General features: G+C 56.3%; 8 protein-coding genes and 1 pseudogene. All 9 read left to right on the top strand.

What is annotated here, in order from left to right:
- Window positions 1-187: 187 nt before the first annotated feature.
- Window positions 188-493: pseudogene (locus tag IDH45_RS35255) on the top strand (helix-turn-helix transcriptional regulator); the annotation flags it as partial.
- 75 nt (window positions 494-568) lie between these two features.
- A complete protein-coding gene (locus IDH45_RS11000) occupies window positions 569-1,528 on the top strand; it encodes an effector binding domain-containing protein (RefSeq protein ID WP_223836564.1) in 960 nt (319 codons plus the stop codon).
- An 884-nt stretch (window positions 1,529-2,412) separates the two neighbouring features.
- Window positions 2,413-3,957, top strand: a complete 1,545-nt coding sequence (locus IDH45_RS10995) for a TIGR02677 family protein (RefSeq protein WP_223836557.1) — start codon at window positions 2,413-2,415, stop codon at window positions 3,955-3,957.
- Window positions 3,950-5,173 (top strand): TIGR02678 family protein, encoded by a 1,224-nt coding sequence (locus IDH45_RS10990; protein ID WP_190927492.1) that lies wholly within the window; start codon window positions 3,950-3,952, stop codon window positions 5,171-5,173. The genes IDH45_RS10995 and IDH45_RS10990 overlap by 8 nt, the downstream gene beginning before the upstream one ends.
- A 36-nt stretch (window positions 5,174-5,209) precedes the next feature.
- Complete coding sequence (locus IDH45_RS10985) at window positions 5,210-9,343, top strand: TIGR02680 family protein (protein ID WP_317891189.1); 4,134 nt, start codon at window positions 5,210-5,212, stop codon at window positions 9,341-9,343.
- A complete protein-coding gene (locus IDH45_RS10980; RefSeq protein ID WP_190927490.1) occupies window positions 9,340-10,719 on the top strand; it encodes a TIGR02679 domain-containing protein in 1,380 nt (459 codons plus the stop codon). The genes IDH45_RS10985 and IDH45_RS10980 overlap by 4 nt, the downstream gene beginning before the upstream one ends.
- Window positions 10,720-11,545: 826 nt before the next feature.
- On the top strand, window positions 11,546-13,081 hold the full coding sequence (locus tag IDH45_RS10975) for an extracellular solute-binding protein (RefSeq protein ID WP_190927488.1): 1,536 nt from the start codon (window positions 11,546-11,548) through the stop codon (window positions 13,079-13,081).
- The gene (locus IDH45_RS10970) at window positions 13,078-15,333 is read left to right on the top strand and encodes a helix-turn-helix domain-containing protein (RefSeq protein ID WP_190927486.1); all 2,256 of its coding nucleotides are present in this window, start codon (window positions 13,078-13,080) and stop codon (window positions 15,331-15,333) included. Before IDH45_RS10975 ends, IDH45_RS10970 begins: the two co-directional genes overlap by 4 nt.
- 119 nt (window positions 15,334-15,452) lie before the next feature.
- Window positions 15,453-22,448 carry an S-layer homology domain-containing protein gene (locus tag IDH45_RS10965; RefSeq protein WP_190927484.1) on the top strand — a complete coding sequence of 2,332 codons (6,996 nt, stop codon included), beginning with the start codon at window positions 15,453-15,455 and terminating at the stop codon, window positions 22,446-22,448.
- Window positions 22,449-22,574: the final 126 nt, after the last annotated feature.

Here is a 22,574-nt window from a genome sequence, read left to right as displayed (position 1 = left end):
CTAGGTTGTGAGGATAGTAGATAGACGGGTATCAAACCAAGAAGTCCGTACGACAATTTAAAGTCGCTCTCGAGCGGCTTTTTTCTTTTTCCTACCAAACTGAGAAGTCTGGGATTGAAAAATAGGAATAATCGTCGAGTAAAATTTATCCGGGGTGCTATAGTGGAAGTCAGGAGGTGAATGGCGGTTGGAAAAGTACTCCGGTATTCAAGACGTTTTGGACTATATTGATCATCATATCGAGGAAGCCTTCGACAGTGATCGTCTTGCCGAGATTGGGTGTTTCTCGAAATCTCATTTTTTTAAGCTATTCACTCACCATACCGGGTACACGCCGATGAATTATGTCCGAAGGCGAAAACTCCACTATGCGGCCAAGAGGATGATCACCTGTAAGGATAAGATCATCGATATTTCTTGCCGGTACGGCTTTGAATCGCATGACGTGTTCAGTCGTGCATTCAAACGAGTCTACGGCATCACTCCCGAAATCTACCGAAAGAGAAGATACCCGTTACCCGAGATGGGAAAAGCAGTTATAGGCAAACAAGCGAAGGGAGAAGAAGCGATGGTAGACGTGCAAATTGTGGAGAGGGCTTCCATGTGCTTCCTTGGCGTAGAGAAGCGGATCGGTCCTGAAGAAGGAGAAGCGACAATCGCACAGGTATGGGAGCTTTATTTTCAAAGCTATAAGCGTCTTTTTGGAACTATCACAAACCGGGTGAGACCGGAGGACGATGCGGAATATGCGCTTTCCGTGTTTGATTCGGATGGGAAGTTTATTTATTTTGTCGGTTTCGAAGTAGAGGAGCTTGACTATATTCCTGTGGGAGCCGTAGGGAGAAAAGTGCCTGCTCTCACTTACGCCAAAGCTACGCATGTCGGTCCGCCGGCGGAAACTTTGGGCCGTACCTTGGATTACTTATACGGAGAGTGGTTCAAGACTACCAGCTATCAAACGGCACACCTGCAAGACTCTCCCTATTCCGTTATCGAGTACTATGACAAACGTTGTAGTTTGACACCGCCGGAGATGGACGTCTATGTACCGATCAAACCGCCTTCCCATCATACGATCGAGCATGTGGAACCTTTTCAAGCGGCGTTCTACCGGGCGGTCGGCAACGATTTGTCCAAACTGAAAGTGGAAGCTTTTGATGTGCTAATCAATTGGGTGGAGAAAAGCGGTTTGGCGAACGACTCGTCGTTCCGGCTCGGAGTGAAGTATGGGGAGACAGAGGAGCACGAATCGTTTTGTGAAGTGTTTTATAAAATTCCTAGACAAGAAGCGGTGTCAGCACATTCCGATCAAGTGCAGGTAAAAGCCTACACGGGCGGAACCTATGCGGTAGCTCCCGGAATCCATCATTTTCTGGAGAAGGATTGGAATTCGTTTATGAACTGGCTAAAGCAGCATCACGAGTACAAACCGGTTGGCGGATGTTATGAGGAGTTCGTCATCGAGAACGGTAAGTTGGATTATTACACGCAGCTTTATTTCTATGAGAGAGTGGAGCGGCATGAGTGAAGCTGCGAAATGTAATATGTGGCTTGCCAGCATATTTCCAGAGTGATATGCTTAGAATAGAAAGCAGGAGTCGGTCGCCACCGACTCCCTGTACAAACACTTGGGCGGGGTTCCTCCTGAGTAAATGCTTGCTTGGAAATAACCCGTTATCCCTTGGCGCTAACCTGGGCGGGTTATTTTCGTTTTAGGTAGGTCAGAAGCGCGAGAAGAAACATCGAAGGGCAAAATCACTTCATGCAACGAAAAGTTCATACGCATTCCCCCTTTCCGGAGGAATACGAACCGCCCAAGTTCAGTTGTACAACCTATATTTTACCATAAGTCGCTCAATAGCGGCTTTTTTTCTTTTTAACCGGAGTCCTGGTTAGCTTTGACCATGACAAAGGAGTCTTGACATTGCTATGACATGAATGTGAACGATGTCATCGTTGTATAGGAAAAATGGAATAACGTGTCGAAATAAATAAGCGAAAGTGGGATCGGGATGGTGAACACCGTTGTTTTGCGGTGCCAAACCGTCTTGGAAGCTGTGTTCGGAGGCGGCAGACCGGTTTTTACATGTTGTTCGACAAGTTTCAGTTGCCGTACAATTAATACACGGGAAGGCCCTAGGCCGAATATGAGGCTGTCGATTCATCGTGGACAACCAAGTGGAAAGGGAAAAGATTACCTTCTGGCGAGTTTTGTCTGGAATCCCTACCTTACCATCCTTATTCAATCAAGGGATTCCGGACAACCTGTTTGAGCAGAAGAAGGTAACTTTTCACTTGGAACGGCCTGTTAACACTTCTACTCAATGAATCGACAGCCTCACTATCCGGGTTAGTTTGCGAATCATGGGGAATACCGGCTGAAAGAAGTTGTCAGGGATAGGAGGGCAGATGATGTCGGATTTGGGAGTATCTCTTCAATCGCTGCGAAGCGTGCCCGAGCTGAAGTATGTGAATGCCGAGAATGTAGTCCGTTATCGCGCGATTATGCGTTTTTTCTATCAAGAGTACAAAAGGCTCAAGTATTGGATGAAGCCGGAGGAAGTATGGACGGAAGTCGTCAAGTGGGGAGTGCTTCCGGACTACACGATCGAGCAATGCCTGGCCGATCTGGAACAGCTCGCGGAATGGGGCAATCTGGCCTCGCGGCATGATGGGGGACGCGCGTCGACGCTTGAGGAATATATGAAGAAAAAGATGCAGTACCTGCTTCGTCCCTACTCGATCGAGATCGAGAGACTGCTGGAAACGCTGGAGAGAGTGACCGGCTATGGCGGCTCGCTGGAGTCTACCTTGTTCGATTCCATCGCGGAGAAGCTGTTCGAGATTCGGAGATTGGCTGTGGAAACTTCGCCCGAGGCTGCGCTGGAGTTATGGACGACACTGTACGATGCATTCAAGCGGCTTCATGAAAATGCGGCCGACTACATCGCCAGTCTGCAAACCGCCAAAGCGGAAGAGATGATGGTGGCGGAATCTTTTCTCGTGTTCAAGGACCGGCTGACCAATTACTTGCAAAACTTTATTCAGGCGCTGCAGCGAAGCGCGTACAAAATCGAAGGCAATCTGGAGAACATTTCCGAAGGCGTGCGCGACCTGTTTCTGGAGCAGGTGGCGGAGGCGGAGCTTGCCAAGCCGCGGCTGGAGGAGATGCCTTCCAAGGAAACGCTGCTTCAGGAACTGCATCAGGGCTGGAACAATTTGCGGCGCTGGTTTCTGGGAGAGGGCAATTCGCCTTCCGAGCTGACCTTGCTGGAGAGGGCCACGAAGGAAGCGATCGCACGGATTGTGAGAAGCGTCATTCGGATGCAGGAGCGGAAACGGTCGGGTGTAAGCCGGAAGAAGGAGCTGGAACATCTGGCAGGCTGGTTCGCGCGGCTGGACAACCTGGACGATGCGCACAGGCTGGCGGGGCTCGCCTTCGGCTTGTTCCGGTCCCGTCATCTTCAGGGTGAGGATCTGCGCCATTCCGACCGCGCGGATCAGTCGATGTGGGATGAAGTGCCGACGATCCAGATGCTTCGTCCGCGCGGCCGCAAACGAACCGGCAAGCAGGATACGGAGCCGGTTCGCGAGAACGAAGAACGGAAGCGGAGGGAGCGGGAGTCGTTCCTGCAGCGTCAGGCGGAGGAATGGGAGGAAATCAGCGGTCTCATCGGAAGAGGCCGCCTGCGAATCTCCGAGCTCGGGACCGTTCCGCCCAAAACGCGCCTTCGGCTGCTGCAATGGATCGGCCGCTGCAGCTCGGCGCCGAAGCATGCCTTTGTAACGCCGGAAGGTGTCAGAATTGCGATGCTGAACAGCGACACCCCGGAACGGACTGTGCTGGTGTCGGAGGACGGGGAGCTTCATCTTCCCGATTACGAGCTGGCGTTTGCGTTGACGGATGCGGTCAGAGAAGTCGCGGCAGCGGGAGAAGGGGGGCTTCCGAATGAGTAACAATGGCGGGTCCGCAATCGGACGGGCCAGGCGGTCGATTCGTTCGGAGGCGACTTCGGCGCAAATCGCGGAGCGGAAGCAGGCTTGTGTTCATGCGCTACTGAACCGGCCGTGGATCTTGAAGGAGGACGATCAGGAGCTGTATTTCTCCATCAAGGACCACTACGAAGAGCTGCGGGACTGGTTTATGGATCAGGCCGGTTTTCCGCTGCTGATGACGCGAAGCTTGGCCAAGCTGGAGCGGACGCCGGTCGTGGCGCACCCCTGGATGGGCTTCGAGGAGTTTCGCGAGATCCGGGACTATGTTTTTTTCACTTATGCCTTATGGTTCCTGGAAGGCAAAACGGAGATGGATCAGTTTCTGCTCTCCGACGTCGTCGAGGAAGTAAGAGAGCAGCTGGCGGCTGTCGGTCTGGAGGCGGATTGGCGGCATTACCATCACAGGCTGTCCATGGCCCGGGCTCTGAAGAAGCTGAGCTCGCTCGGCGTGCTGATTGCGGTAGACGGCGACGAGGGGGACTGGGCGCAAAGCGAGAGCAGAAATGTGCTGTACGAATGTTCGCCGCATTCCCGCTACGTACTGCGCCGATTTCCCCAGGATCTGACGACCTACAGCCGGATGGAGGAGCTCAGCGAGCCGATTCTGTACGCCAATACGCCGGATGGCGATAATATCCGCAGACGGCACCGCGTCTATCGCCGTTTTCTGCTCGAGCCGGTCGTGCTGGATCGTCATTGGGACGCGGAATCGCTGCCTTATGTGTTGACGCAGCGAAGATCGATCATGGATCATTTGCAGCGCATGCTCGGTCTGGAAGGACGGAGGTACAGGGAAGGCCTGCTGTTCTTCTATCCGGAGCCGACGAGCGAAGCGGTCTTGTTCCCGACGCTTTCCGGCGTCTCCGACCTGGTGCTGCTGATCGCCGGCGAGTTGCGCAGACAGCTCGGCCTGGAAGGTTCGGGGCGATACGCGGAAGCGGACGGATCGATTCGCCTGGAACGCTCGGAGCTGGAGGGCATCCTGCTGCGCTTGCAAGAACGCCATCAGGACTATTGGAGCAAAGAGTTTCGGACGTCGTCCTCCGCCCAACTGGCGGAGCTGGTCTTCGCGCATATGGAACAGTGGCGGCTGGGAGAGTGGGAGGATGCAGGCCATTTCCTGATATCACCGGTAGTGTCCCGATGGAACGGGATGTACGACATGGCGGATGTGTAGTCGAATTCAGACAGGAAAGATGAGGTGCTAACGTACGTGGCAATTCATATCGCGGGTGAAAACGAATCGGCCGGCCGCTGGCGTATGGGCCGGGTCGGTATTCTCAACTTCTGGTATTACGACGAGGAAATATTCGAGCTGGAGGAAGGCCGCCTTATTCTTCGCGGGGCTAACGGCTCAGGCAAATCGGTTACGATGCAAAGCTTTCTCCCGCTCGTGCTTGACGGTGACAAGCGCCCGCACCGGCTCGACCCGTTCGGCTCGCGAGACCGGAGAATCGAGTTTTATTTGCTCGGCGAGGCGGACAGCGGCAAAACCGATGTGACCGGGTACTTGTGGATGGAGTTCGTAAATCCGGACCGCGGCTTGACGAAAACGATCGGCATCGGGCTGCGGGCCCGCCGGGGGGCGGCCCAGGTTCAGTTCTGGGGCTTCCTGCTGGACGACGGGCGGACGATCGGCAACGATTTTTGGCTGTATGACCGCCATCACTGGCTGGAGCATCATACGCGCATCCCGCTTGGCAGACAGGAGCTGGAGAAGGCGATCGGGTCCGGCGGGCAGGTCGTTCAGGACCAATCGTCGTACCGGGATATGGTTAACAAGCATCTGTTCGGCTTCGCCGATGCCGAAGCGTACCAGGATCTGCTGCACCTGATGATCCAACTGCGCAGTCCGAAGCTGTCCAAAGACTTCAAACCTACGGCGATCTACGACATTCTTCACGGCTCGCTGCCGCCGCTGCAGGAGGATGATCTGCGGCCGCTGTCGGAAGTGCTGGAGGACATGGATCAGATCGCGGACCGGCTGGACGAGCTTCGTCTCCATATGAAGGAGATGAACAAGCTTCAAGAGTCCTATGACCGCTATAACAGGCGGACGCTGTACAATCAGTCGGTGCTGGTCCTGGAACGGAATGCCGAGCATAGCGAGCTGCGCCGCCGGGCTGCGGAATTCGAAGCATCGCTGGCGCAGGCGGAGGAGGCGAAGGGGGCGGCCGAGGCTGACATCGCGCAGGCGGAATCCGCGATCCGGCAAGCGACGGCCGAACTGGACGTGCTCGAGAAGCATGAAGCGATCGGCAAGCAGCGCGAGCTGGAAGCGGCAACGTCCTCTTTGGAGGATACGCTCAAGCATCTGGAGCTGGCCCGGGATCGGATCGGGAAGCTTCGCGCCAAGTTAACTGCGGTGGAGCGGGAGCTGGAAAATGCGGAGTTCAAGCGGCGCGCGTATCGATCGGAGCAGCAAGAGGCGCTTCAGGATCTCGAATCGATTGCGCAGGATATCGAGTTTGCCGAACATCCGGTCTACCATCGATACTGGGAATCGGACGAGCCCGGCGACGACAGCTGGAGAGAGCCGTGGCGAAGGGATCTGCGCGGACATCGCGAACGGCTGGAGGCGGCTCTGGGCCAATCGCGTGAGGAACGAGAGGCGGCCCGGCTCGTGCAGGAGCTGGAGCATGAACTCGGCGAGGTTCGCAGGGAGCGCGACGAGCGCGAGCGGGAACGCGGAGATGCCGCGAGAAGGCTGGATGCGGGCAAGGAATCGCTTCGCGAAGCGATTGTATCCTGGCGAGCGGGACTTGTCGAGCTGCCCTTCGATCAGGAGCGCGTTCGGGAGACGTTCGAAGCGGTAACCGCATATGGACCGGAGTCGAGATCGCTTGAGGCGGTTCGGGCCCCGATGCTCCTCTCTCTTGCTGCGAGGCGGGAGCAGCTCGCGGGCGAACGGATGCAGCTTCAGTATAAACGGAAGGAGCTTGCGGGGAAGCAGGCGCATATTGCGGAAGAGATCCGGACCTGGGAAGCGAGCCGCGAGCCGGAGCCGCAGCGGAGCGAGGCGCGCGCCAGACACCGTCTGATGCGGGAAGCCGGTGATGGGGCTCCTCTGTACGAAGTGTGCGATTTCCGGGACGGCATGGATGAGCGGCGCATGGCGCGGATCGAGGAGGCGCTGGAGCTCGCCGGGCTGCTCGACGCCTGGATATCGCCGGACGGGCGTGTAGGCACGCTTGCGGACGGGCAGGAAGAGATGTGGATCGTGCCGCAGCCTGTAGAGCTCGGTTATACACTCGCCGATATTCTCCGGCCGTCGCCATCGGAGCAGTGCGGTCTGAACGCAGAAGCGATCGACGCCGTCCTGCGGACGTTTCGCTGGATAGAGGACGGCGATCTGAGCGGCAGCGAAGCGAAGGATGGGGCCTTATCCGGGGCCGGGACATTCCGGCTCGGCCCGCTGATGGGAGCGGCAGACGGCAAAACGCGTGCAGAATATATCGGCAAGGAGACGCGCAGACAGACCAGGCTGCTAGAGATCGCCCGGCTCCGGCAAGAGCTGGATGCGGTGCTTCTTGACATGGAGGAGCTGGACCGTGCGATCGCGGACATTCAGGAGCAAGATGCGGCGGTGCAGACTGAAGGAGCGTCGTTCCCTGCGTGCGGGGAGCTGGAGACCGGCTTGCAATCGCTGCTGGAAGCCACATACCGGCTCGAAGCCGCTTTGAAGCAAGAGAACCGGGTGCTGGAGCGATTTAAAGAAAAGTCGCTGCAATGGCGCGACATTCAGCGGCAATTGCATGAGTTGACCGCCGGCTGGACGCGGCTGAAGCGGGAGAAGGAGCTGCAGGAAGCCGCGGCGTTGGCGCGGGATTACGAGAGCGGAATCGGCGAGCTGCACTCGGCGTGGAGACGAAGCACGGAAACGGCGGAACGGATTGCGCGTTTGCAGGAAGAGAAGCTGTCCACGGACGAAGCGATCGAGGATGACGAGATTTTGCTGGATGAGCTCGATGAAAACAGCCGGACGCTGCGCAAAAAAGCGGATACGCTGCGCCAATTGATGGATGAGCTGGGGCTGAACGATCTCGTCGCCCGGATCGAGTCGCTGAAGGCGGAACGGGAGCGGAACGGCAAGGCGAGGAAAGTTGCTAGCGACAGGCTGGAGCAGGCGAAGGACGCAGCCGCGAGAGCCGATGCGAGCTTGCAACTGTACCGGGAACGGGAAGAGGGGCTCGAACGTCAACTGGAGCAAGCTGTCGCCTATTGGCACAGGGAGATGCGCCGCAATCTGGTCGAGGAATGGCGGGAGGCTTACGTTCCGGACGGCGAGCGCCAGGCTGCGGTCCGGCTGTCCGCAGAAATCAAGCAGCGCTATGACGGGTTTTTTGAAGGGAAAAATGCCGATACGGTCAAAAATACGCTTCTGGAGCATTACAACGAGGTACGCAGCATTTTAACCGACTATGTGCTGGAATCGGACATTGAAGAAGATACGGGGAGAATCGTCATTACGTCCAAACGGGACCGCTCCAATCCCCAGCCTCCTCTTCGACTCGCCGAAGAATTGAAGCGGGATGAGTTCGAGCAAAGCGCTCTGCTCAGCGAGAAAGACCGTGAGCTGTACGAAGAGATCATTCTCCGCAGCGTCGGCAAGGCGATCCGTCAGCGCATACACCGCGCCGAGTCTTGGGTAAAGCGGATGAACCGTCTGATGGAGGAGCGCAATACGTCCAGCGGTTTGCGTCTTAAGCTGGATTGGGAGCCGCGGGCGGCCCAGAACGAACAGCAGATGGACACGTCCGCCTTGGTCGAGCTTCTCAAGCGGGATTCGCACCGGCTGCGCGAGGACGAAATCGACGCGATGATCCGGCACTTCCGTTCACAGATCGGATACGCCAAGCAAAGTGCGCAAAGCGAGAAGGAGTCGCTGCGCAAACATCTGTACGAGGTGCTCGACTACCGCAACTGGTTCCAGTTCGAATTGAAATACCGGAAGGGCGAGCAGACTGCTTACCGGCCGCTGACGGACTCGAGGTTTAATGTGCTGAGCGGCGGGGAGAAGGCGATGGCTATGTACATCCCGTTGTTCGCGGCGACATGGTCGAGATACTCCGACGCGCGGGCCGAGGCCCCGCGACTGATCTCGCTGGACGAGGCGTTCGCGGGTGTGGACGAGGAGAATATGCGCGACATGTTCCAGCTGCTTACGGAGATGGGCTTCGATTACATGATGACGTCGCAGGTGTTGTGGGGCTGTTACGATACCGTCCCCCGATTGGCGATCTATGAAATCTATCGTCCGAAGGATGTGGACTTCGTCACCTTGTTCCGCTACCGGTGGAACGGCCGGATCAAAGAATATGTGAAGGATGATGACAGCGCCTCATGACGATCACGACAGATGCCGGGATTGCCCGCAAGACGATGGCGTTTTTCAACCGGCGGGCCTATCGAAGGATGCTGGAGGCGGTCTGGAGGAAATACGAAAGCCTGGGAAGAATCGGGGGTAAAGCGATGGTGCCCGAGGTATCGGACGAGGAATGCGAGGCGCTGAATGCGTTCTTCGGTTGGGACTTGCGATTAGGCGACCGGGCGGAGATTCCTCTGAGCCTGTTCGAGCGGGAACTGCGCGAGTCGGCCTTCGCCACAGGGATTGTGGAGCTGCACACTCTCCTGGAGGGCAAGCCGCTGCTGTCCAAGCAGGAGAAGCGGCATATTCACGATACGGAATGGACCCGTTTCGTTCGCGGGGTCCGGGATTTGACGGGCGATACGAAATCCTCTGTCGGCTGCGAGTGGTTGTCGCAACTTGAAGAAGGCTTCGGCGCTGGCGTTCGTATGGTCCGGGATCTGTACAAGACCGATGCTGATCTCGCCTCGGCTTCGCTGCATATTGTCGTTCGGGCGTTGAATCTGCTGTTTGCCGGGGACCGTGCGCACAAGGTAGAGAAGGCGGCAGTCCGTCTTCCTGTCCTGGCGGCGCGCTGCAGCGGGGACGCTCATGCGCTGGATGCGAACCGGCCAGCCGGCAGGCTGCTTATTTCCGTATTGCGAGCGCAGCAATCGGGAGCGGAGGAGACGGAGGAAACGGCGGAAGAACGGATGGAGGAAGAGGATGGTTCGGATACGCTGCGGCTCCGGGAGCTGTATCGCAGCTTCGGCATTCTCGATGACGATATTTCGTCCATCGTTCACTGGTATGTGCCGAAACCCGGCCTCCCGGCTTCACCTGCGGTCTGGACGCTTCGGCAAGTGGAGGCGGCCGGTCACCTTTCACGGTGCTCCCACATCTATGTGGTAGAGAATCCGGCGGTGTTCTCTACGATCCTGGATTCGATACGCGAGCCTGTTCCTGCCGCCGGCGATCCTCCGGCACTGATCTGTACGAGCGGTCCGGCCAGCGCGGCGGCGATCCGGTGGATTCAGCTCATCCTGCAAGCATCGGGAGAAGAGTGCAAGATCGTGTATTCCGGGGATTTCGATTTGAAAGGTTTGGCGATGGGAGAGACGATGGCACGGCTGTTCCCCGGCCGATTCGTCCCCTGGCGTTTCGATAGCGCCACCTATCAAGCGGCGGCGAATGCGATCCCTGGACCGAGATTTGACGACAGCGAGCTGATGAAGCTGGAGAGTACGGAGATCGGCTGGGATTCGCAGCTTTGCGGCCATATGCGGCGGATGGGCAGCAAGGTGCATCAAGAAGCATTTGTCGACGAGCTGGTCAGGGACTGTATGGCGGGAGGATTCGATGACCTGCGCGGGTAAGTACTGGGAAAGCACGGCTAGGCCGGTGAACTTCTCTGAATCTTCCGGCGGGTACTCTACTTGAATATATAAGCTTAATATGTGGCTTGCCAGCATATTTCCAGGATGATATGCTTAGAATAGAAAACAGGAGCCGGTTGCCGCCGACTCCCTGTACAAACACTTGGGCGGGGTTCCTCCTGAGTATGTAATACTTGTAGGAAATAACCCGTTACCCGTGGCTCTAACCTGGGCGGGTTATTTTCGTTTCAGGTAGGTCAGAAGCGCGAGAAGGAACATCGAAGGGCAAAATCACTTCATGCAACGAAAAATTCATACGCATTCCCCCTTTCCGGAGGAATACGCGCCGCCCAAGTTCAGTTGTACAACCTATATTTTACCATAAGTCGCTATCGAGCGGCTTTTTTCTTTTCCTGCAAATAGAAGAAGTCCAACGGGATCACTCCCGGAAAGCTACCGAAAGAGAAGATACCCATTACCCGAGATGGGAAAAGCGGTTGTAGACAAACGAAATCTATACCAGGTTGACTTCTATGGTTTCCAAAACCGGCTGCTCCAATCCACGAGGATGTCATCAAGCTGTCGGGACAGTGGGAAGTCTTCTGAACAACGGAGACTTTAAGGAAGTGGGATCGGAGCTTTCCGCTACATACGCAGAGGTGCCTAGCGCATGGAACAAATATGCCGTCGGAGACGAACCACTGCCCGGGCAAGGTGTTGCAACCTATTGCATGTAGTTTTGCCGCAAAGGCCCTTTAACGAGCAATTCATGCTATAATATTCCAAAATAAGATTAGGGTTCACACTCGAGGAGAGGTTATCTGAAATGGGTGAACGTATAGCGGAGACTTTTCGAACGAGGTATAAGCCGCTGTTGGTAGTACTGATCGCGGCATGGATTGCTTTTGCGCTTGGAGGCTGCAGCGGAAACGAAGCGGGAGAAACGAACCTCTCGGACCGGCAAGACGAGCGCATGGCGATTAGCATCATGTACCCGTTGTATGGCAATAAACCGTTAAAGTCGGAGGTATGGAAGTACATCGAGCGGATGTTCAATATGGACTACAAGCCGATGGCGATTCCGATCAACAGTTATCAGGCCAAGTTGAAGACGGCCGTCTTGTCGGGGAAAACGCCGGATGCCCTCGTCTGGACGTCGTTTCCTTCATCCGATTTGCTTGGTCTCATTCATAGCGGGATGTTTCACGAGCTCGATCCGTATATCGAGCAAGCGCCGAACTTGCGGAAGCTGCCGCAGGAAATATGGAATAACGCGAAAATGGACGGCAAACTTTACGGCATCCCCCGGCCGAGGGCGAGGGTCGACCGAGCCGTCATGATCCGCAAGGACTGGCTGGACCGTCTGCAGTTGCCTATGCCGAAGACGATCGACGATTATTACCGCACGGCGGTTCTGTTCACGAAGAACGACCCGGACGGCAACGGCAAAAACGATACGTACGGTTTTGCCGCAGGCAAAGGGCTCGACTACCTTCATGAGTTGAAATACGCCTTCGATACGGGCAATGGCTGGCGCGTCATGGAAGACGGTCTGTTGATGGCAAGCCGAATTTCGCCGGGACAACAAGCGTATCTCGATTGGCTGCGGCGGTTGTACCAAGCGGGAGGCATCGATCCGGACTTTTCCGTCTTGAAGCCAACGCAAGTGTGGGAACGGTTTGTAGAGGGGAAAACGGGAATCATCATTGCTCCGATTACGAACTACGCCTGGTTTCATGAAGAGCTGTCCGCTAATGATCCGAATACGGAGCTGGTGATGGCCGGCCCGCCGATCGGGCCGACGGGAGCATTCGGGTTCGAGGAGAAGATCGGATTTTACGGTATGTTCTTAATCCCCAAGTCCGTACCGGAAGAGAAAGTAAAGCGGATCGTCGAGTTTCTGGATTGGCAGGCGGGCGACGAAGGGACGTACGTCAAATTGTACGGACTGGAGGGGGTGCACCATATCGTCGATGCAAATGAAGGGGTCTTGCTGGACCGCGGCAAGATCGCTTCGGAGGGCGTCGATTCTTTGTTCTCGATGAATGCATACGATCCTTATGTGTATGTCTCCTATGACGCTCCGGAGCAAGTCCAGGCCCGGCAAAAGGAGATGCTTGATCTCGTGCGGGACCAAGGAGTGAGCAATCCCGCGCTGGGGTATGTTGCTCCGGTTCAATTGACGATAGGTTCGATTTATACGGAAAAAATTCGAAGCTTCGACACCGACTATGTCCGGGGTGTTTTATCGAAAGGGGCCTTCGAGGAGTTTCGCCGGGAATGGCTGGATAAGGGCGGAGAGAGGGCTACCGCCGAGGTGAATGAGTGGTATCGTTCTCGGAAGAAGGAAACGAATCGATGATGGGGCGTTTTTTGTACAGGGGGAGAACAGCTTCGATCCGGCTGAAAATATGGATTGCGGCGGCGCTTATCTCTATCATTCCCGTTGCGGCCGTAGGGGCGCTGACCTATTCGATCGCGGAGAGCAGTCTGATGGAGGAAGTTGCGAAAACGAATCGGGCGACGATGAAGCACGTACAGGAACGGATCGAAAGCATGATCGAGGATGTCGATCGTATTGCCGTCCAGCAACTGCTGGACGACGGCCTTCAAGTTTTTCTTCATGAAGGCCGTCTGACGGGAAATGAATTCGAGCTAAGTCAAGTAATGACGGTGCTTGCTTCCATGGAAACGTTAATCGATCAGGCCGAGGTAGTTTATTTGTACATGGTCAAGCCGCAGGCAGTCGTAACGGCGGGCGGCGTAGAGCGCGATCCGGGGAAGGTGCTGAACGAAGGGCTGCTGCAGGCGTTACACGATAACGGCAGGCCGGTATTTTGGCATGACCGGGTCGCAACCCATGTAACCGATGTATCGGATTCGGAAGGAGCGCCGGACGGTATTGCATGGGTTCGCCGTATCCCGGCTGCCTTCGAGCAGCCGCTCGGTTATTTCATCGTCACCATTCGCGAGGAAGTGCTGCTGGACGTTTTTCGCCATATGGAGTTCGGAGAGACGGGCGGCATGCTGTTTGTGACGTCTTCCGGGCACTTGTATGCGGATCCTAACGCGCGCAAGCTGCTCGGTGGCAATCAGACGGACAAGGTCAGGCATCTGCTAAGCCAGAACAATAACGGAACATCCGGCAACGTATCGAGGCTTGAACTGGACGGCCGGGACATGCTCGTTCACGGGCTGCAATCTCCCCTCAACGGGTGGCAGTATGTGTCCATCGTTCCTTACGAGGAATTGACGGGACATATTCGGAACATCAAGAGGGCGGTTCTCGCTGTATGTCTGGTTCTGATCGGCATTGCGCTAGCCGCTTCGCTCCTGTTGGCCTCAACCTTGTACGTAAAAGTCCGCGCTTTGCTGGAGTCGATGCAGTCGAGAAACGACAAGCTGCAGCGTCAAGTTCAGAAGTCGCTTCCGGAGCTGAGGACACATTTTGTCCGAAAATGGCTTACGGAGCCTTTGTCGCCGGAGGATATCAAACAGTTGGAGGAAATGGGGGTCTCCGTCGAACGGTCCGGCTATACGGCGATCTGTATGGAATGGAACGATTCCCGCCGTTATTCCGACACGGATGCGAGGGAATGGCTGGAGCGGATCATCGGGGAAGCGCAGCGCATGGCAGAAGGGAGTATCCGGGGGCATCTCATACGAATCGCTCCCGATCGAATTGCCGGCGTATTCGTACACGAGTCGGAGGAGCAGGCTTCGGTCCGGCAGGAGACGATAAGAACGGCAGAGCAGTTGCTGGAGCAGATCGATCGCAAGTTGGGCCAAGTCGTGACGATAGGGGTCGGCGAGACATGTGCGAGTGCCGCGGAGGTTCATATCTCGTTCGAAGAGGGGAAGCAGGCCGTACAGCATCGGCTGGCGGCTGGCGGGGGCCGCGTATATACGCTGGAATCGATACGCGCTCATTCGGTTGAGACGATTTACCCCTTGGAGCAGGAGAAAGCGGTGATGGCCGGTTTGAAGCTGGGGGACGCGGAGAAAGCGCAAGCCGCACTATACGGTTTTACGTCCGATCTGATCGGCAACGAGACGCTCACGTACGACCAAATGCTGCAGTCGTATGCAATGCTGCTCACGGCTGCTTATCAGACGTTATCGGATCTTGGGATGCGAACGCAGCTTTCGCTGCTGCCGTATAACGGATATACGAAGCTTTACGGAATGAAAAGCGCGGAAGAAATCGAGATATGGTTCAAAAGCGAGCTGTTCCCGGCGGTCTTGAGGCGGATCGTTGCGGGCCGCAAGCCTCCGGAAGAACGGGAGACGCAAGGGATCGCTCCCGTCCTGGATTACATTCACCGGCATTACGATCAGGATTTGTCGCTTGGTCTCGTCGCCGAACGGTTCGGATTGTCGGATATGCAGCTCAGCCAGCAGTTTAAGCATGAAGTCGGATTGACCTTTACGGACTACATGATTTCGTACCGGATAGAGCGGGCGAAGCAGATGCTCGGCGAAACCGAGCTGAAGGTGGCGGAAATCGCCGAACGGGTGCGTTACAATAATTCACAGAACTTTATCCGTGTTTTCAAAAGGGTGACCGGCTTGACGCCGGGGCAATACAGGAAGCAAAATAATCATTTCAAATGATTATATTCATGCAAAATAGCTCCATGATATGGTCAAATTGGCCCGAGCAGCCCGCGCGAACGATGCGCGAGCTTTTTTTTGTTCTTATGGCCAATTCGAGTCGAAAGGGGCTTCTATTAATGAAGGAAAGGCGGGAGTTGATGGTGTTGATCACGACGAGGATGCGAAAGCGTGTCACCCTGCTTATGATCGCGGCGATGTTGGTACAGGTGTTCCTCCTTCCGGGATCGGGAGACGGGTACGCTTATGCGGAAGGAGGGGGGACGTGGGCCGATGAAGCGGATTTGACGCTTCAATACGCGGGTCAAGATCCGCTGACCATCGGTTGGACGCCGCCGTCGAATCGGACGGTTCAATATTACAATGCTCTGCTTTATGCGGGAGGCGTGCGGGGTGCCTTCCCGGCATGGTACAAAACGTCCGCCGACACAGAGCGAACCGTATACGGTCTAGACGAGTCGGAAACGTATTTGTTGATAGTCGAAGCGTATGCCCCGGGGGATGTATATATCGGCCAGTTGGAGAAAACGTTCGTGCTGAATCAATGGAATGCAGGGCCGCCGTGGCAAACGTATGGCGATTTGACGACGACGTTCGCGGATGAGGGCGGCGTTAAGCTGCAGTGGAAGCCGTATACCGGGGCGGTCAATTTTTACATCGTCATCATTCGCGACGGCAATGGCGATTACGTGGCCGACGCGATCGTAAGCGGGGCGGCGATGGCGGCTCCGGAGGCGACTATTGCGGGCTTGACGCCGGGCGGGGCATATACGGCGGATGTGCAAGCGTTCGATGCCGGCGAAAACGAAATCGCCAAGCTGACGGGATCGTTCAAGCTGCCGGATGCGCCGCCCGATCATGACGGCTTGCCGCCGGTATGGCCGCAGCAGGTCGTGCTTGCGGTGTATGAGGTGAAGCATAACGCGATAACCGTCGGCTGGCCTGCCGCTTCGGACAAAATCGGCGAATACCGCGTATCGCTGAACGGCCAGCAGGCGGCTGCGGTTACGTCGGCTACATATGCGTATACGTTTGCCGGACTTGAGGCGGCTACGCTGTATACGCTGTCTGTAGTGGCCGTTGATCAGTTCGGAGCGAGCGGTACCCCGCTGTCGGCGACGGAACGTACGGCCAAGGCGCCCGAGCTGCAATGGGAGGCGCCGCAGTTCGGGGGAGAGGTCAAGGCACTGAGACCGGGCGAGACGATGCGCATATCGATGCAGGGCGCATCGGGTGCGCAAGCGGAGGCACGCGTTCACTATGACAGCTGGTACAATGCAGGGGGGCAGCTGCTGGCGCAGCCGGCCGCGATGCAGGCCGTTGTACCGCTGGTCGAAGCGGTCCCGGGTACCTATACGGGGGAATGGAAGTTGGCCGAGAATCTGGGGATTGCGCGCGTGAACGAACTGATGGCTGTGCTGCAGCATGGAGCCGATCCTGCGGATGCATTAACGATGAGTGCCACGGTAGGCTTGCCGGTCGGCGGCAAGCTGGAGATCGAGGTGCAGCCGGGCGGTGAAGCGGTTCAATCGCTAATCGTGAAGTTGGCGGGATCGAACGGAAATTCCTATGGCGTTCTTCCCGTTGCCGCACCCGGCGTATACATCTTCCCCGAGCAAATTCCGGCCGACGATTATACAATCTATGTGACGGAGCGATATTCAGGGCGCATATTGCGGCAAATGAGCCCTATTGCGGTAAAGGGCTCTCTGACGCATCGGGAGACGATCGACGGGGTGGGAATGTCGACACTGCAGGTGAAGGTGACCGATGAGCATGGAGCTCCGATACCGGGGGCAGTCGTTACGGCAAAGTTGGCACAGTCAGAGATCAGTCAGCGAACGGACAAAGACGGTATGGTCTATCTAGGGAACCGTTTCGCGCAAGGCGACACCATAACAATGGCCGTTTCGCAAGCGCCAAGCGAATATATTCAGCCTGATGGAAGCTTAACGATTGCAATTGGGGCAGGGCTGCATGAAGAGCGCATGCAGCTGCAGACAAGGGCGACCACCGAGGTGTCCGGCATAGTCAGTGACGAGCAAGGCCAGCCGGTTGCCGGTATGACTTTGGTATTCACACAGCAGGACCCTGTCAAGACGGATCAATTCCGTACCATTCGCGCAACGACGGATGCAGCGGGCCTATACAGGGTGTCTCTATTCAACGGGCAGGCGCAGGTCGAGGGTTCCGTGCTGCCGCATCGCAGCCATGCCGTTCAGGCTTCTTCCGTCATTGCGACGGGAGAGCAATTGACACACCATTTGCAAGCTCAAACCGCTGCAGTAGGCAGTATTGATATACAAATCACTGCGCAGTATCCCGGGGAAAAGGAAAGACAGATCAGCCCAGATCACCCGGACTACAAAAAATTGTCAATCGAGTTGAGAGATGCGACCGGCAAAGCAACGCGTGTGGAACAATTTCCATTCACGCCTGAAGGCGTCCGCGGAGATTCGATCACGTTATGTGTGGATGGGTCGCGGCTGTCGCTACTGCGAACTTGCCAGACGTACACCTTATCGGAGCGGGACGTGGAGGGGAAATTCAAACTCCTCCAGTTGGGAGGCACAGTGATCGCGGCGATCGCGGAGGCCTCAGGCACTTTCGTAGGGGTGATCAGCGGTGTGGACCAGTTTTACTACGATAAAGTAAAATTCGTCGATGATGTGCCGATTATAGAGTCGGTGCCCAATGCCGGGACTTACTCCTTAAGGGTATATAAGGGTGAATTTGGCAGAAGTGAGGTTGTCGAGAAACTATTCGCGGTAAGAGCGGGGGATACGGTGGATCTGGGGTTGTTGCAGCTTCCATCCGATGTTCCTGGTGATGTGCAGGCGGCGTTCGATACGGATCAAGATTCTATTGTCGTTGGACAATCGGTTCAGTTGCATGCCGCATATCGAAATGGATCGGGTTCAAGTCAAACCGATGTTCAATTGTTCGTTTCGTTGCCGGAAGGAGCGAGAATCTTAGCGGATAGCATCCTGTTGAATAACAAGCCGATCGGACCGGAATTCTGGAGGCAGAACGGCCGAACGGCTTCCGTAAAACTCGTAGATGCACTGGGTGCCGAAGAGGCCGTGCAAGTTCAAATGTCCGTGAGAATACCGGCTGACTATAGCAGTGCTTTGGCTGTGTTTGACGGTAAAATAACCGTGGATGCAGACGGCGTCCGGGATGAATTGGGGTTGGGCAGCGCAATGGTGGATGTCTCCGCGATCCAGCTGAATGCTCCCGAACAAATAAGCAGTCTGCAAACGTTCGTTTCAGGGCGAGCGATTGCAGGCAGCGTGGTCAAGGTATATGCGGATCAAGTATTGGTTGGCCAAGCGACAGCGCCCCAATCCGGGCATTGGTCCATGCCGGCTGAATTGCCAATCGTATCGTCCAGCCATAGCTATGCGATATCCGCTTTGGCCGAACATGAGGGAAAGACGTATTATGCACCGGAACAGCAAGTGTTCTATAGCGATCGCGCTCCTGCTATTATCGAGTTTTCCATGCAAGGTATATATCCTGGAAGAATTACAACCGCTTATACTTATAATCCTTCTTTGGGCATTGCCGGCTTTCCATTTCTGTTGGAACCGGGGTCGATCGTTTATCGCGCGCGGTTCAACAACCCGCATGCTGTGTCCAATATCCGCTTTCTGGTTGGTCCAACCGAGCTGCCGGCTTCACTGGACAGCGATGGCGTGTATACGGCAACCTTGTACAGCGGATCGGAAATTGAATTATACAATGCCTACCATCCGGTTTATATCCAGTATGACGATACTCCTTCTGTCCAGTTGAAGTCGCTGCCCGCAACTGAAGAGCAGATCCGGGCAAGCTTGCCTCATTGGTGGCAGGAAATTTCACTGCCGTCTGCAGGCGCATTGGAAACCGAGAAGGAGGGCAATACGGAGAAATGGAGTCTGCGGCTCAATACGCCTGAATTCGGAGCGGGTTCTTCGTTGAAGGCGACCATGACGGCCCAGCGGAATGTAGATTACAACATACAAGGGAAATCCAGCATTGGAAGCGACGGGGCTGTCATATACGGATATGATGCGTCCATCAGCAAACATGCAGGCAGCGGAACACCATTCCCAAGTGCGCCTACAGGGCATCGGGATTCCAGATTGAAGCTCTTGAAGTGGGTTGCAACTGGAGGAAACAACGTTCACGCAACGCTTCGCATTACGGGTTATAACCCGTATGACGGGGATGCTGTGGCGGCATCGTCAAAGAAAGGAAAGGTACGGATTGCCGCTCTAAACACGCAGATTGCCAAATCGTCCTTCGAAATTGTATTGGACGGCACGGATTTGGGACTGAATATGCTCGGTTCCAAGGGCTTCCGAAGTACGCTCGACGATCTGCAGGCGTTAATTGATGAATGCTATGATAATTGCAGCATGGAGAAGGCGTTGGAAAATCACCGCAAGATTGAGGAGGTTATGGAGAACGCCATGCTGGCCGAGGTAGGCAAGTGGATGATGGCAGGCACCGGCTTCGTCGGCGCCGCTCTGGGTCCCCCGGGATGGGTGCTGTCCTCCTTGATTTTTGTGAACTCGCAATTGTTCGGCGCCGTACTGGACAATGAAGTGGCTCGGCAAATCAAGAGCGTGATGGGAAATATGAAAATCGAATGTGAATTTGATGAGGATGAGTTTAGGAACCGGAATAAGCGAAGATTCGAGCAACAACTGGGTTCGATGCTCGCCAATCCGAAATATATCTTCGACCCTAGCGGCTACGTATATGAGGTCCATCCTGCCGAGCGCATTGAAGGCGTGAGAGCGACCGCCTTGCAGTGGAATGAAGCGGAGGGACAATGGAATACGTGGCAGGCGGAAGAGTATTTACAAAGCAACCCTTTATTCTCGGACGCTGACGGCAAATACGGCTGGGATGTGCCGGAGGGCAAGTGGAAGGTCCGGTACGAAAAGGAAGGATATGTGACCGCGTACAGCGATGAACGGATCGTGCTGCCTCCTCACTATGATGTGAATATCCCGATGGTATCGACCGATCCGCCTCAATTCGTCTCGGTTGTTTCGGAGGATGGGGGGCAGTCTGCGGCGCTGCGCTTCAGCCGTTATATGGAGCCTGGCAGTCTTACGGCCGATACGGTAAGCGTGCAACTGGCCGACGGTACGGCTGTCGAAGGGACTTTGCAGTCGATGAGCGCTGTGGACTACCAAGGCAAGCAGGTGGCGAAGACGGTGAAGTTCGTGCCGACGCAGCGGTTGGCTGTGGGCGCTTCGATCCGGGTCACGGTGTCGCATCTGGCGATGGGCTATAACGGGCTCCCGCTTGTAGAGGATACCACCTTGAGCGCAACGGTGACTGCAGCGGATATGACTGCTCCGGGGCAAGCTGAACAGCTTGCGGTCATACCTGGCGACGGCATGCTTCAGGTAGTGTGGCGCGATCCGGCCGATGATGATCTCGAACATGTCGTTGTGCGCTGGAAGGCGGCCGGAGTCGGCGGCTATCAGGAAGCCGAGGTTGCAGCAGGCGTCCAATGGCTGACGATTGATCATTTGACAGCCGATGTTTCTTATGAGATTGAAGTCGTTGCCTTCGACAAGTCGGGCCATGCATCTGCTGCCGCGACCGCTGCGGCTGTTCCTTTGGCCGCTGCACCGGCTGTTGACCGGACGGAGCCGGGAGCGGTCCGTCGGGTGAGCGTAGAGGCCGGCACCCGAAGCTTGAAAGTGAACTGGACCGATCCGTCCGATGCCGATTTCACCGCCGTGGAGTTGGCCTGGTATGCGGCAGGGTCGGCGGAACCGCTAGGCAGTGTCACGGTGGCGAGAGGACAGCAACACTATACGATACCGGATTTAACGCCGGACACTTCATACGTCATTGAACTGGCGGCATTTGACCGGACTGGCAATGCGTCGCGATATGTGGAACTTTCCGGGAGAACGTCGGCTTCTGATGACGCTTCACCCGGCGACGGTTCACCGGGCGGCGCGCCAGGCGGCGGGTATATACCGCCGGCCAATCCGAATTCTGGATCGGATAACGGCGATCAAGCCGGAGATCCGAATAAAGCTGTAATTCCGTGGAGCGAATGGGGCGGCCGGGAAGCGACGGAGCTGTTCGGCGGCGAGTTGTCGATCCGGCCGGCCGACCGGATCGATGTGTCGGAACAAACCGAAGGCGGAATGGCTGTTAGACGCAGCGAAGAAGGAGCGTGGCCGGGCGATTCGAAGTATGTGCCTGCCGGCATCGTGTATGTGTTCGCCTTCGAGCCGCCGGCAAAGAAGGATGGACGGATCCGGTTCGATGCGGAGTTTAAACCGGCGGGCGATTGGAAGGACCGGCTGAAGAACGGCCTGCTCGACCCGACGAAGCTGGGGGTTTACAAGCAAAGCCGACGCGATCCGTCCGGTTGGGAATACGTTGGCGGCTTCTGGAATGCGGCATCGGAGCGGCTAAGCGTTCGGCTTGAGGCTCCGGGCATCTACACCGTCATGGCCTATATGCCGGCGTTTACCGATATGGCGGGGCATTGGGCGCGCAGGCAAGTCGAGGCATTGGCCGCCCGGCATTTGGCCGGTGGGGTTGGCGGGCAGCAGTTCGATCCGGAGCGCAGCGTCACCCGTGCGGAGATGACGGCGTTTATCATCCGGCTGCTGGAATGGGCAGCGGGCGAACGGCTGTCGTTCGATTCGCGGCAGAGCGCCGGCTTCGGCGATGTGCCGGGCGGTGCTTGGTACAAAGAGACGCTCGATAAAGCGGTTAGCAACGGACTGCTGTTCGGCGCCGATCGCCGGTTAAGGCCGGACGATCCGGTTACGCGTGAAGAAGCGGCAGTTCTCGTCGATCGGGCGATGGAGCGGTTAAGCCGCAGCAAGGCCGATCGTACGCACGATGATTCCGCTGTTCGTGAGGGGGGCAGCAATGCGGCGTCTGTCTTTACGGATGCGGCGGGCATCTCCGGTTGGGCCGCAGAGGCGGTTTCGCGGCTTTATGACAGGGGGATCGTCAGCGGATATCCGGATGGATCGTTTGATCCGCAAGCCCCGATGTCACGGGCGCAATCCGCAGCCATGGCATGGAATCTCATGAGCATGTTCGATGAACGCGTCCAATTCAACCGAGTTCCATAAGCAAAACATCCGGAAGCTTCCTGAACCACTTAAACGTGGGGCGGGAAGCTTCTTTGCGCAAGGGGACCGCCTTGACAGATCACTCCAATTCACGGCTTCTCTCTGGTTATGTAGATGCCCGGAATC

This window comes from Paenibacillus oceani (assembly GCF_014705615.1).
GTDB classification, from domain to species: domain Bacteria; phylum Bacillota; class Bacilli; order Paenibacillales; family NBRC-103111; genus Paenibacillus_AB; species Paenibacillus_AB oceani.
This window is presented reverse-complemented; position numbering and strand designations above follow the sequence as displayed.

Bases quoted from the DNA above. Each gene is read 5' to 3' on its own strand.
- IDH45_RS11000 (WP_223836564.1), top strand. From the start codon at position 569: ATGGTAGACGTGCAAATTGTGGAGAGGGCTTCCATGTGCTTCCTTGGC.
- IDH45_RS10995 (WP_223836557.1), top strand. From the start codon at position 2,413: ATGTCGGATTTGGGAGTATCTCTTCAATCGCTGCGAAGCGTGCCCGAG.
- IDH45_RS10990 (WP_190927492.1), top strand. From the start codon at position 3,950: ATGAGTAACAATGGCGGGTCCGCAATCGGACGGGCCAGGCGGTCGATT.
- IDH45_RS10980 (WP_190927490.1), top strand. From the start codon at position 9,340: ATGACGATCACGACAGATGCCGGGATTGCCCGCAAGACGATGGCGTTT.
- IDH45_RS10975 (WP_190927488.1), top strand. From the start codon at position 11,546: ATGGGTGAACGTATAGCGGAGACTTTTCGAACGAGGTATAAGCCGCTG.
- IDH45_RS10970 (WP_190927486.1), top strand. From the start codon at position 13,078: ATGATGGGGCGTTTTTTGTACAGGGGGAGAACAGCTTCGATCCGGCTG.
- IDH45_RS10965 (WP_190927484.1), top strand. From the start codon at position 15,453: ATGAAGGAAAGGCGGGAGTTGATGGTGTTGATCACGACGAGGATGCGA.